The organism is Saccharothrix coeruleofusca (assembly GCF_014648515.1).
GTDB lineage: Bacteria > Actinomycetota > Actinomycetes > Mycobacteriales > Pseudonocardiaceae > Actinosynnema > Actinosynnema coeruleofuscum.
In genome coordinates this window covers 844-12565 of record NZ_BMRG01000026.1, presented here as the reverse complement: position 1 = coordinate 12565, position 11722 = coordinate 844, and the positions used below count along the sequence as shown (strand labels likewise).

The following is an 11722-nucleotide window of genomic DNA, read 5'->3' as shown; positions in this document are numbered from 1 at the left end:
TCGCGCCGGATGACCTACTCCGCGGTCGCGAAACAGCACCGGAATTTCGGACTTCCGTGACGCGGCGTGATTCATCCCACCGGGGCGGTGCTGGCGCGCACGCGCAGGGTCGTGGGCAGGGTGCGAGTGGCCGGGCCCGCCCCGCCCAGGCACTCCAGCAGCAGGTCCACCGCGGCCCGCCCGCCCGCCCGCATGGGCAGGGCCACCGTGGTCAGCGGGGGCGCGCACATCGCGGCGTAGAGGATGTCGTCGAAGCCGAGCACGCTGACCCGCTCCGGCACGGCCACCCCCAGCTCGGCGAACCGCGCGAGCACCCCCAGCGCCATCAGGTCGTTGAAGGCGATGACCGCGGTCGCCCCCGTGGCCAGCGCCAGGTCGGCCGCGCCCGCGCCGCCCGCGAAGTTCGGGTCGAACGGGCCCAGCTGGTGCACCGCCACGCCGTGCTCCTCCGCCGCCGGGAGCAGGCCGCGCAGGCGGCGGTGGTTGGACCAGGCGCCCGCCGGGCCGGAGAGGTAGGCGCACTCGCGGTGGCCCAGCGCGGCCAGGTGCGCCACCGCGTCCGCCATGCCCGCCGAGCTGTCCATCAGTACCGAGGGCACGCCGGGCAGGACGCGGTTGATCAGCACCGTGGGGCGCACCGAGGCCAGCTGGGCCAGGTGGTCGTCCGCGGCGAACGGCGCGCACAGGATCAGCCCGTCCACCTGGCCCGCCATGCCCCGCACCAGGACCTCCTCGGTGGCCGGGTCCTCGCCGCTGTCGCTGAAGAACACCGAGCAGCCCACCTCGCGCGCCCGCGCCTGCACACCGCTGAGCACGCCGGGGTAGAACGGGTTCTGCAGGTCCGGCACGACGATGCCGAGATTGCCTGTGCGACCCGTGATCAGGCTGCGGGCGGCGCGGTTGGGCTGGTAGCCCAGCTCGTCGGCGACGTCGAGCACCCGCTGCCTGGTGGTCTCGCGGACCAGGGCGGGGGCGCTCAGCGCGCGCGACACGGTGGACACCGACACCCGAGCCTCGCGGGCGACGTCCCGGATGGTGACCGGCATGGCTGAGAGGATGCGAGGGGGCGCGCGGGCCCGTCAAGATCCGCGCGCGGCGGTGATCGCGTCCTCCAGCACGGCCAGGCCCTCGGCCAGCAGGACGTCCGGGATCACCAGGGGCGGCAGCAGGCGGATCACGTTGCCGTACGTGCCGCAGGTCAGCACGACCACCCCGGCGGCGTGGCAGGCCGCGGCCACCCGCCCGGCCACTTCGGGAGTCCGATCGGCGAACTCCACGGCCAGCATCGCCCCCCGACCGCGGACCTCGGCGACCAGCGGCGAGTCCAGCGCGCGCAGCCGGGGCAGCGCGGTCGCCCCGATCCGCCGGGCGGCGGCGCCCAGGTCCAGCTCGCGCATGGTGTCGATGGCGCCCAGCGCGGCGGCGCAGGCGATCGGGTTGCCGCCGTAGGTGCCGCCCAGGCCGCCCGCGTGCACCGCGTCCATCACCTCGGCCCGGCCGGTGACCGCGGCCAGCGGCAGGCCGCCCGCGATGCCCTTGGCGGTGGTCACCAGGTCGGGCACCACGCCCTCGTGGTCGCAGGCGAACCAGGCGCCGGTGCGGCAGAAGCCGGTCTGGATCTCGTCGGCCACCAGCAGTACGCCCCGTTCCCGGCACCACCGGGCCAGCGCGGGCAGGAACCCCGGCGCGGGCACGATGAACCCGCCCTCGCCCTGGATCGGCTCGATCAGCACGCACGCCAGGTCGTCGACCCGCTCGATGGCGGCGATGGCCCGCCGGGCGGCCTGCTCGCCGGTCAGGCCGTCGTGCAGCGGGTAGGAGCCGGGCACCCGGTGCACCTCGGGGGCGAAGGGGCCGAAGCCGTGCTTGTAGGGCACCTCCTTGGCGGTCAGCGCCATGGTCAGGTTGGTGCGGCCGTGGTAGGCGTGGTCGAACACCACCACCGCGGCGCGCCCGGTGGCCCGCCGGGCGATCTTGACCGCGTTCTCCACCGCCTCCGCGCCGGAGTTGAGCAGCACCGAGCGCTTCTCGTGGTCGCCGGGGGTCAGCTCGCCCAGCCGCTCGCACACCTCCAGGTAGCCCTCGTAGGGCGTGACCATGAAGCAGGTGTGGCTGAAGCGGTCGACCTGCTCGCGCACCGCCCGCGCCACCCGAGGCGCCGGGTTGCCCACACTGGTCACCGCGATGCCCGAGGCGAGGTCGATCAGCCGGTTGCCGTCCACGTCGACCAGCAGGCCGTCCTCGGCGCGCTCGACGAACACCGGCAGCGCCGAGCCGACCCCCGAGGCCACCGCGCTCCCCCGGCGCGCGGTCAGCTCGCGGGAGCGGGGACCGGGGATCTCGGTGCGCAACCGGGTCATGCCCCCAGCATCCGCTCGCGGACCGGGCCGCGCACGAGGCCGGGTGCTCCTCGATCGCGGCCATTCCGCGATCATGGGTTTGCGGCCCGTCCGGCACGGGTACGAAAGCCCGAATGGCGAGTCGGCGGCGCGGGAGGCCAGCGGCATGTGGGACGGCGAGCTGACCGGTCAGGTGGTGGGTGGGCGGTACGCGCTGGGCGAGCTCTACGGCTCCGGCGGCATGGCCGACGTGTACCGGGCGCGGGACACCCGGTTGGACCGCCCCGTCGCGGTCAAGGTCTTCCAGGGCGTGGCCACCTCCGGCGAGGAGGTGCGGCTGGACCGCGAGGCGCGGGTGCTGGCCGCGCTGCGCTGCCCCGGCCTGGTCGCCGTCTACGACAGCGGCGTGTTCCGCGGCCACCCCTACTTCGTGATGCAGGCCGTCGAGGGCGGCACGCTGCGCGCGCGGATGCACGAGGCGCTGTCCCCGGAGTCGGTGGCCAACCTCGGCGTCCAGATCGCCAGGGTCCTGGCCCACGTGCACGAGCGGGGCGTGGTGCACCGCGACGTCAAGCCCTCCAACGTGCTGCTCGACGTCGACGAGCGACGCGCCTACCTGACCGACTTCGGCCTGGCGCTGCAGCCGCAGCTGACCAGGGTGACGCGGTCGGGGATGATGGTCGGCACCGCGGGCTACCTCGCGCCGGAGCAGGTGCGCGGCGCCGAGGTCACCCCGGCCGTCGACGTCTACGCGCTGGGTCTGATGCTGCTGGAGTGCCTGACCGGGCGGCCCGAGTACCCCGGCGGCGACACCGAGGCCGCGCTGGCCCGGCTGCACCGCCCGCCGCGCATCCCGGCGGGGCTGCCCGAGCCGTGGGGCGAGGCGCTGGCCGCGATGACGGACTCCGACCCGGCCCGGCGGCCCACCGCGGCCGAGTGCGCCGAGCTGCTGCGCTCGGCGCAGCTGGCCAGCGGGCAGGCCCCGCCGCTGGACGAGGTGCTCACCGCCGAGGTGGAGCCTGCCGCCGCGAACGAGGCCCCGCCGTCCCGCCGCCCGGTGGGCGCGCTGGTGGCGGGCGCGCTGGCCGCGGTGGCGGTCACCTCGGCGGTCGTGCTCAACCTCGACGGCCCGCCGCCCGCCCAGCAGCGCTCCGAGGGCACCGCGACCACGAGCGAGCAGCCTGCCGCGCGAACCACCGCGCCCCCGCCGCAACCCGCTCCCTCGACGGTGACCGTGGTCCAGCAGATCCCCGTCCCCGCCCAGCCCCAACCGCGACCGAATCCCGACCCCCAACCGGACCAGCAGGTCGACCACGAGCCGGAACAGCAGGTCCGCGAACGCCTGGAAGCCGCCAAGTCCGAGGGCAAGTCGAAGGCCACCCCACCCGGCAAGGCCAGGAAGGAATCCGACGGCGACCGCTGACTCCGCCACACCCGCCCTGGCGGAGCCGGGTCAGTTCACCGCGGGCAGCAGCTCGCCCTTGGCGAAGTCCAGGAACTCCCGCTGGTGCTCGCCGCCGATCTGGATCAGCGCCAGGTCGGTGAAGCCCGCGTCGCGGAACTGCCCGACCGCCTCGACGATCGGCCCGACCTCCGGGCCGCACGGGATGCTCTCGGCCACGTCCTCCGGCCGCACGAACTGGGTGGCGCCCGCGAACCCGGCCGGACCGGGCAGCTCGGAGTTGACCTTCCAGCCGCCGCCGAACCAGCGGAACTGCTCGTGCGCCCGCGCCACCGCGGCGTCCCGGTCGCGGTCCCAGCAGATCGGCAGCTGGCCCACCTTGCGGGCCCCGGTCCCGTCGCCCTGGAACACGTCCCACTCCCGGCACAGCTCGGCGTCCGGCTCGGTGGTGATCATCACGTCGGCGAGCGGGGCGAACTGGCGCACCGACTGGCCGCCGGAGACCGCGACCCCGATCGGCACGCGCTGCTCGGGCAGGTCCCACAGCTTGGCCGAGTCCACCCGGAAGTGCTCGCCCGAGTAGTTGACGTAGCCGCCGTCGAACAGCAGGGAGATGATCTCGACCGCCTCGCGCAGCATCTCGTGGCGCACGTTCACCGGCGGCCAACCGCCCCCGACCACGTGCTCGTTGAGGTTCTCACCCGCGCCCAGCCCCAGGGTGAACCGGCCCTGCGACAGCAGCTGCACGGTCGCCGCCTTCTGGGCGACCACCGCCGGGTGGTAGCGCACGGTCGGGCAGGTCACGTAGGTCATCAGCTCGACCCGCTCGGTGACCTGGCTGACCGCGCCCAGCACGCTCCACGCGTACGGGGCGTGCCCCTGCTCCTCCAACCACGGGAAGTAGTGGTCGCTGATCACCTCGAAGTCGAACCCGGCCTGCTCGGCGAGCCCGGCGTGCTCCACCAGCGCCCGCGGCCCGGCCTGCTCGGTCATGAGCGTGTACCCGATGCGCATGGCAGTACCTCCTGTGTTGGATTGACCTGGCTCCGGCGCGGTGGTCGGTTGGGAGGATGTCCTCGGCCGGTCGAGCGGGCGGGTGACCGGTGACCGGTGGCATGGGGTGGAGGCGTCCGGACCTCTAGACGTCGGCGAAGGGGAGGTCGGTCAGGTCGGCGCGCAGGGCGTCGAGTTCCTGGTAGACGGCGGTCGCGCCGCGCTCCAGCAGTTCGGCCTCGGCGAACCCGCCGGTGAGCAGGCCCACCACCGGCAGCATGGCCTTGCGGGCGGCGTCGCAGTCCCACACCGAGTCGCCGATGACGACCGCGCGCCCCGCGTCCACCTTGCGCAGCGCGACCTCGATCAAGTCGGGGGCGGGCTTGCTCTCGGCGACCTCGTCGGAGGAGGTGGCGGCGAAGTCGCGGGCGTCGAGCAGGTCCAGGTAGTGGTCGACGTGGTGCTTCTTGCCGGAGCTGGCCAGCACCACGGCCAGGTCCTGCTCGGCGGCGGCGGCGAGCAGCCGGTGCGCGCCCTCCAGCGGCTGGACCTCGGCCAGCATCGGCTCGAACTCCTCTTCCCACGCCGCGCGCAGGTCGTCGCCGCGCTCGTCCTCCACCCGCTGCCCGGCGACGGCGGCGACCAGCTTGTCGCCGCCCATGCCGATGGCGCGGTGCAGCTTCCAGGTGGGCACGGTCAGGCCGTGGCGGCGGAACGCGCGGAACCAGGCGACGGCGTGGTGGTAGTTGGTGTCCACCAGCGTGCCGTCCACGTCGAGGACGAGCGTGTTGGTCATACCGCTCGGGTTAGCCCGAGCGGCGCAGGACCAAACCGGTTCAGATCTCCGCCAGGAAGCCCTCCACCAGCGCCACCCACTCGCGGGGCGCTTCCAGGGCGGGGGCGTGCCCGGTGGCCAGCTCGGCCCAGCGGGCGCCGGGGATCGCGTCGGCCAGCGCGCGGGTGCGGGCCGGGGTGATGAGCCGGTCGTGCTTGGTGCCGATGACCAGGGTCGGCACCGCGACGCGCGGGGCGTCGTCGGTGAGGTCGACCCGCCGCACCAGGTCGACCTGCGGCTCGGAGCCCTCGGGCACGGTGGCCGCGATCAGCTCCTCCAACCCGGCCAGCTGCACGGGGTCCATGCCGCGCTGGAACGGCTCGCCCAGCGCGGTCGACACCAGGAACCTGGCCAGCTCGGCGCGGTCGCCGCGCAGCAGCCGCTGCCAGCGGGCCAGCCGCGCGTCGGTCTCCGCGTCCACCTTGTCCAACCCGGCGGTGAGCACCAGCGCGCGGACGCGGTCGGGGTGGCGGACCGCCGCGCGCACGGCCACCGCGCAGCCCAGGGAGAAGCCCAGCACCGCGAACTCCTCGGCCGGGCCCGCGGCGGCCACCAGCCGGTCGGCCAGGTCGTCCAGCTCCAGCCTGCCCGCGACCTCCGGGCCGGGGTGGTCCACGCCGATGACCTGGCGGCCGCGCGACAGCGCCGGGACGGTCGAGCCGAAATTGGCGCGAACCGTGCCGCCCGCGCCGGGCACTAGGAGTAGTGGAGGAGTCACTCGATCGATTTTGCCGGACGCTGCGGCGTGAATCAGTCGACGTGGTTCCGATCACATCGCGGGTTCGGCCTCGGTCGCGGTCGGCGGGGCGACCGGGCGGCGCAGGCACACGCGCGTCGCCGGGTCCAGCCCGCGCGCGGCCTCGGCGGTCACCACCGCGCGCAGGCCCGGTGTCGGCTCGGTGATCTCCTCGAAGCCCAGCCGCCGGTAGTAGGGGGCGTTCCACGGCACGTCGCGGAACGTCGTCAGGGTCACCGCGGCCAGGCCCTCGTCCGCCGCCCACCGCCGCACCCGGTCCAGCAGCGCCGCCCCGATCCGCTTGCGCGCGTGATCGGGGTGCACGCTGATCTGCTCGACGTGGGCGTTGCCGTCGACCACCTCGACGGCGACCCAGGCGACCGGGTGCGGGTCGAGGGCCACCCACACCCGCGAGCGCTCCAGCACCGCCAGGGGCATCGGCTCGTCGTCGGCGATCCAGGGCATCCCGATCTCGCGGAACGCCTCGCCCGAGGCGACCTCGATCGGCGGCAGCAGGGGCAGGTCGGCGGCGACGGCCTCGCGGATCTCCACGCGCTGATGATCAGCCGTCGGTGAAGGCGCGCTCAACCTCTTTCCCCAGCGCCTCCAGCAGCCGGGCGGCCAGCTCGCCGTCGGGGCGGTCCAGCTCCAGCTCGGCCACGCTGCCCGCCGCCCCCGCCAGCTCCACCCGCAGCCGCGCGCCGCAGCCGTCCTCGGCCAGCGGCTGGAACACCAGCAGCAGCCGGTCGAAGTCGGCGGCCAGCCGGTACTGCCTCGGCTTGTCGTGGCAGCTCAGGATCAGCACGTCGTCGTTGCGGCCGAGCACGCCCAGTGGTTCGGGCAGCCACGAGGCCAGCCGCTCGGGCTCGGCGGCGGTGGCGAAGACCAGGTCGGGCAGCGCGGCGATGTCACGGCGGGCCCGCGCCGGCGTCACCGCGCCGCCCCCGCCGAGCGGCGCGGCGACCCCTGGCCTGCCGGGGCGGGCACCGCCCGGCCGGACACCGCGGCGGCCGCGTCGGGGTAGCGGGGGAACAGCCGGTCCAGGTCGGTGCGCTCGAACACCCGGCGCACGTGCGGCGGCACGGCCGCCAGCCGCAGCCAGCCGCCCTCCCGCTGCGCCCGCGCCCGCGTGCGCACCAGCGCGCTCATCGCCTGCGCGCCGCAGAAGGCCACCCCGGACATGTCCAGCACGATCCGGTTGCGGCCCTCGGCGATGAGCCGGTCGAGCTTGTCCAGCACCTTGCGCGCTCCCGTGAGGTCGATCTCCCCGGTCACCCCCACCACCGCGCACCCCGTGCGGTGGGTCACGACCGACAACGCCAGCATCAACGCTTCCTCTCACGCCACCCAGCAGATCTCGTCATCGCTGCCCGGCGCCTCGTCCTGCAGGCTCAGCAGCAGCCCCTCCCTGGTGGACCAGGGGCAGATGTCCACCACGTCGTGGCCGGTCACCGCCATCAGCGCCTCGGCGACCACCGCGCCCGCCGCCGACTGGGCCGCCCGGTGCGGCGAGATGCCGGGCAGCCGGGCCCGCTTGCGGGCGGGCATCGCGGCCAGCCGGGGCGCCCACCGGCGCAGGTCGGCCAGCCGCAGCACGCGCGGCACGTGCGGGCCGTCCCGCTGGGGCCGGGCACCTGTCAACCTGGCCAACTGCTGGAACACCTTCGAGCAGGCCACCCCGCGGTGGCCGCGCACGTCCACGTCCGCCAGTCCCGCGCGCACCCGGTCGCGCACCAGGGCGGGGTCGGCGCTGGAGCGGGCCAGGGTGCGCGCGCCCAGCGGCAGCGACCGCACCACGCGCGGCTGGCCCGCCTCGCCCGCGGCGAACTCCACCGTGCCGCCGCCCACGTCCAGCACCGCCAGCGGGCCCGCCGACCAGCCGTACCAGTGGCGGGCCGCCACGTAGGCCAGCCGCGCCTCCTCCTCGCCGCTGAACACCCGCAGCGCGATGCCGGTGCCGCGGTGGATCTCGGCGAGCACCTCGGCGCGGTTGGGGGCGTCGCGGATGACGGAGGTCGCGAACGGGACCAGCAGCGGCACGCGCTCGCGCCGGGCCGTGCGCCCGGCCTCCCGCACGGCGAGCACGAGCTGGTCCAGCCCCGCGCGGGTGATGCGGTTGTGTTCGTCCAGCGCCAGGTCCAGGCGCAGCCTGGTCTTGTGCGACAGCACGGGGTGCAGCGGCGACCCGTCGACCACCAGCAGGTGGGCGCTGAAGCAGCCGACGTCGAGGACACCCACCCGACCTGGTCTTCCGGACATGCCACCGCCCCTGCTCGACCGCCACCGACTTGAGAGCTGAAGCGGGATTCCCACTCGTCGGTGAGGTCAAACCACTGGAAGACGGGAAATTTCCGAAACGCACGGCGATCCGGACCCCAGGAGGAGTGCCCGTGATCGCGAACCCGGTGTCACCCTACCGGTGGGGCCGAGGCGGTGCGTGACACGACCGCGCGGGTGCGGGCCGAGCACCGGCGTCAGCCCAGCTCCACCCAGACCACCTTGCCGCTCGGCGTCGGCTCCGCCCCCCACGAACTGCCCAGCGCCGCGACGATGAGCAGGCCGCGCCCGCGCGCCGAGTCCACCTGCACCGGGCGCGGCTGCGGCATCGCCGACGAGGTGTCGGACACCTCGATGCGCATCCCCGCCGCCGTGCGCGACACGGTCAACCCCAGTGGCCCCGAGGCGTGGTCCACGCCGTTGGACACCAGTTCGGTCACCACCAGCGCCGCGTCGTCGGCCAGGTCGTCGGACAGGCCCCAGGCGCCCGCCGCCTCCGCCACCACCCGACGCGCCCGCGCCGACGAACCGCCCTCGGCGGGCAACGTCACCGCGATCGCAGCCGCTGGCTCGTTCCGCACATCCGCTCCCGTTGATCGGCTGTCACCGCATGGTCGCACATCGGTCTCTTCCACCACCCAGTGGTCGCGCCCTGGGTCGTCGTGTTGCACGATCTGTGGCGGCACGGCACCCCGTCGTGCGGAGAGGCTCGGTGTGATGGACTTGCAGGTGCGCAGTGAGGTCCGGGGGAGCTGGACCGTCGTCGCGGTGGAGGGCGAGCTGGACGCCGACACCGTGCCGGTGCTGTCCGATCACCTGGAAGGGACAACCGGCGGCCAGGTGGTCGTGGACCTCAGCGGGGTGCCGTTCATGGACACCACCGGCCTGTCCCTGATGCTGGACTGGCACCGCCGCCTCGACGCCGCGGGCGGCCAGTTCCGGATGGCCTGCCTGCAGCCCTCGGTGCACAAGCTGTTCCGCCTCACCGAGCTGACCGAGGTCATGCGCATCCACGACACGATCGCCTCCGCGACCGCGCAGTGACCGCCGCACCCACCTGCTAGTCCTGGTCGACGCCCAGGTAGAAGGCGATCAGGCGGAGCAGGTGGTCGGTGTCCACGGGCTTGGTGACGTAGTCGGTGGCGCCCGAGGCGAGGCTCTTCTCGCGGTCCCCCTTCATCGCCTTGGCCGTCACCGCGATCACCGGCAGGTCGGCGTAGCCGTCCATGGCGCGGATCGCCGACATCGTGGCGTTGCCGTCCAGCTCCGGCATCATGATGTCCATCAGGACCAGCGTGATGTCGTCGTACTGCTCCAGCGCCCGCACCCCGGTGATCCCGTTGTCGGCGTAGATGACCTGCAACCCGTGCAGCTCCAGCACGCTGGTCAGCGCGAACACGTTGCGCAGGTCGTCGTCGACGATGAGCACCTTCTCGCCGTGGAACCGCAGCGGCGCGGGCGGCAGCTCGGCGGGCGCGACCAGCGCCTCGGCCACCGGCTCGTCGACCGGGGTGATCAGCTCGGGCAGCGCGTCGGGCTCCGGCGCGGGCACCGCCGCCTGGCCCTGCGCGACCAGCGGCAGGTACAGCGTGAAGGTGCTGCCGTAGCCCGGTTCGCTGCGCACGTCCAGCCTGCCGTCGAGCAGGGCGGCCAGCTCCCGGCTGATCGACAGGCCCAGCCCGGTGCCGCCGTACTTGCGGCTGGTGGTGCCGTCGGCCTGCTGGAACGCCTCGAAGATCACCGACAGCTTCTCGGCCGGGATGCCGATGCCGGTGTCCTGCACGTCGAACGCGACCGCGCCGCCCGACCTGCGGATGCGCAGCCGGATCTCCCCCTCGTGGGTGAACTTCACCGCGTTGGACAGCAGGTTGCGCAGGATCTGCTGCAGCCGGTGCTCGTCGGTGTGCAGGGTGGCGGGCACGTCCGGGTCCACCGTGACGTCGAAGGCCAGCCCCTTCTCCGCGGCCAGCGGCCGGGTCAGCGACTCCACGTAGGCCACCACGTCGGCCACCCGCACCGAGTCGGTCTGCACCTGCATGTGCCCGGCCTCGACCTTGGTCAGGTCCAGGATGTCGTCGATGAGCTGCAGCAGGTCGGTGCCGGAGGAGTGGATGGTCCTGGCGAACTCCACCTGCTTGGGGTTGAGGTTGCCGTCGAGGTTGTCGGCCAGCAGCTTGGCCAGGATCAGCAGGCTGTTCAGCGGCGTGCGCAGCTCGTGCGACATGTTCGCCATGAACTCCGACTTGTACTTCGACGCCGAGGACAGCTGCCGGGCCCTGGCCTCCAGCTCCACCGAGCCCGCCCGCAGCTCCTCGGTCAGCCGCTGCGACTCGGCCAGCAGGCTGTCGGTGCGGGCGTTGGCCAGCATGGTGTTGACGTTGACGCCGATGTTCTCCTTGAGCTGGTCGAGCAGGTCCAGGTGCACGTCGCTGAACTCGCCGAACGAGCCGAGCTCGATCACCCCCAGCGTCTCGCCCTGGAACAGCACCGGCACGATCACCAGGTTCGCGGGCGCCGCCGCGCCGAGCCCGGAGCTCACCTCCACGTACCCCGGCGGCACGTCGGTGACCAGCACCGTCTTCTTCTCCACCGCCACCTGGCCGACCAGCGACTCGCCCGGCGCGTACCGGGTCGGCCGCTCGCCGCGCGGCCGGTAGCCGTAGGACGCGGTCAGCTCCAGCACCTCGGAGTCGTCCGCGACCAGGAAGAACGCGCCGTACTGGGCGGAGACCAGCGGGGTCAGCTCGCTCATCACCAGCGACGCCATCGCGCGCAGGTCGCGGTGGCCCTGCATCTGCCCGGACAGCCGGGCCAGGTTGGTCTTGAGCCAGTCCTGCTCGCGGTTGGCCCTGGTGGACTCCTTGAGGTTGCTGATCATCCGGTTGATGTTGTCCTTGAGCTCGGCCACCTCGCCGGAGGCGTCCACGGTGACCTGCCTGGTCAGGTCGCCCGCGGTCACCGCGGTGGCCACCGCCGCGATGGCGCGCACCTGGCGGGTCAGGTTGCCCGCCAGCTCGTTGACGTTCTCGGTCAGCCGCTTCCAGGTGCCCGACACGCCCTCGACCTCGGCCTGGCCGCCGAGCTTGCCCTCGGTGCCGACCTCGCGGGCGACGCGGGTGACCTCGTCGGCGAAGGACGAC

13 protein-coding genes are annotated in these 11722 nt (G+C 73.9%); 2 read left to right on the top strand and 11 right to left on the bottom strand.

Annotated features, from left to right (window positions below; all coding sequences use genetic code 11):
• Positions 1–71: 71 nt before the first annotated feature.
• Together IEZ00_RS33725 and gabT are read right to left on the bottom strand one after the other, a co-directional pair.
• On the bottom strand, positions 72–1046 hold the full coding sequence (locus IEZ00_RS33725) for a LacI family DNA-binding transcriptional regulator (protein WP_189227442.1): 975 nt from the start codon (positions 1044–1046) through the stop codon (positions 72–74).
• A gap of 33 nt (positions 1047–1079) precedes the next feature.
• On the bottom strand, positions 1080–2360 hold the full coding sequence (gene gabT / locus IEZ00_RS33720) for a 4-aminobutyrate--2-oxoglutarate transaminase (protein WP_189227441.1): 1281 nt from the start codon (positions 2358–2360) through the stop codon (positions 1080–1082).
• A 73-nt stretch (positions 2361–2433) separates the two neighbouring features.
• On the opposite strand from gabT, the gene IEZ00_RS33715 reads away from it, so the two are divergent.
• Entirely contained in the window at positions 2434–3762 is a 1329-nt protein-coding gene (locus tag IEZ00_RS33715; RefSeq protein ID WP_189227440.1) for a serine/threonine-protein kinase, read from the top strand.
• Positions 3763–3792: 30 nt separating this feature from the next.
• On the opposite strand, the gene IEZ00_RS33710 is transcribed toward IEZ00_RS33715, so the two are convergent.
• The 8 genes from IEZ00_RS33710 to IEZ00_RS33675 all read right to left on the bottom strand — a co-directional run bounded on the left by IEZ00_RS33710 (position 3793) and on the right by IEZ00_RS33675 (position 9163).
• Positions 3793–4755 (bottom strand): LLM class F420-dependent oxidoreductase, encoded by a 963-nt coding sequence (locus IEZ00_RS33710; RefSeq protein WP_189227439.1) that lies wholly within the window; start codon positions 4753–4755, stop codon positions 3793–3795.
• A 124-nt stretch (positions 4756–4879) separates the two neighbouring features.
• Positions 4880–5530, bottom strand: coding sequence for an HAD family hydrolase (locus IEZ00_RS33705; RefSeq protein ID WP_189227438.1), 651 nt, complete (start codon positions 5528–5530; stop codon positions 4880–4882).
• 40 nt (positions 5531–5570) lie between these two features.
• Entirely contained in the window at positions 5571–6287 is a 717-nt protein-coding gene (locus IEZ00_RS33700; protein ID WP_209620952.1) for an alpha/beta fold hydrolase, read from the bottom strand.
• A gap of 51 nt (positions 6288–6338) precedes the next feature.
• Complete coding sequence (locus IEZ00_RS33695) at positions 6339–6857, bottom strand: GNAT family N-acetyltransferase (protein ID WP_189227437.1); 519 nt, start codon at positions 6855–6857, stop codon at positions 6339–6341.
• A gap of 10 nt (positions 6858–6867) precedes the next feature.
• A complete protein-coding gene (locus IEZ00_RS33690) occupies positions 6868–7239 on the bottom strand; it encodes a hypothetical protein (protein ID WP_189227436.1) in 372 nt (123 codons plus the stop codon).
• Positions 7236–7631, bottom strand: a complete 396-nt coding sequence (locus tag IEZ00_RS33685; protein ID WP_189227435.1) for an STAS domain-containing protein — start codon at positions 7629–7631, stop codon at positions 7236–7238. Before IEZ00_RS33685 ends, IEZ00_RS33690 begins: the two co-directional genes overlap by 4 nt.
• 12 nt (positions 7632–7643) lie before the next feature.
• Positions 7644–8564 carry a Ppx/GppA family phosphatase gene (locus tag IEZ00_RS33680; protein ID WP_189227434.1) on the bottom strand — a complete coding sequence of 307 codons (921 nt, stop codon included), beginning with the start codon at positions 8562–8564 and terminating at the stop codon, positions 7644–7646.
• Positions 8565–8779: 215 nt separating this feature from the next.
• Positions 8780–9163 (bottom strand): ATP-binding protein, encoded by a 384-nt coding sequence (locus tag IEZ00_RS33675; protein ID WP_189227433.1) that lies wholly within the window; start codon positions 9161–9163, stop codon positions 8780–8782.
• 136 nt (positions 9164–9299) lie between these two features.
• Here IEZ00_RS33675 and IEZ00_RS33670 point away from each other — a divergent pair, with 136 nt between their 5' ends.
• A complete protein-coding gene (locus IEZ00_RS33670) occupies positions 9300–9626 on the top strand; it encodes an STAS domain-containing protein (RefSeq protein WP_189227432.1) in 327 nt (108 codons plus the stop codon).
• Positions 9627–9642: 16 nt separating this feature from the next.
• On the opposite strand, the gene IEZ00_RS33665 is transcribed toward IEZ00_RS33670, so the two are convergent.
• Positions 9643–11722 (bottom strand): ATP-binding protein (locus IEZ00_RS33665; RefSeq protein WP_189227431.1); only part of this gene is annotated, 2080 nt, incomplete at its 5' end.

Coding starts and splice junctions, on each gene's coding strand:
- IEZ00_RS33725 (WP_189227442.1), bottom strand. CDS start 1,046: ATGCCGGTCACCATCCGGGACGTCGCCCGCGAGGCTCGGGTGTCGGTG.
- IEZ00_RS33685 (WP_189227435.1), bottom strand. CDS start 7,631: ATGCTGGCGTTGTCGGTCGTGACCCACCGCACGGGGTGCGCGGTGGTG.
- IEZ00_RS33710 (WP_189227439.1), bottom strand. CDS start 4,755: ATGCGCATCGGGTACACGCTCATGACCGAGCAGGCCGGGCCGCGGGCG.
- gabT (WP_189227441.1), bottom strand. CDS start 2,360: ATGACCCGGTTGCGCACCGAGATCCCCGGTCCCCGCTCCCGCGAGCTG.
- IEZ00_RS33680 (WP_189227434.1), bottom strand. CDS start 8,564: ATGTCCGGAAGACCAGGTCGGGTGGGTGTCCTCGACGTCGGCTGCTTC.
- IEZ00_RS33705 (WP_189227438.1), bottom strand. CDS start 5,530: ATGACCAACACGCTCGTCCTCGACGTGGACGGCACGCTGGTGGACACC.
- IEZ00_RS33715 (WP_189227440.1), top strand. CDS start 2,434: ATGGGTTTGCGGCCCGTCCGGCACGGGTACGAAAGCCCGAATGGCGAG.
- IEZ00_RS33670 (WP_189227432.1), top strand. CDS start 9,300: ATGGACTTGCAGGTGCGCAGTGAGGTCCGGGGGAGCTGGACCGTCGTC.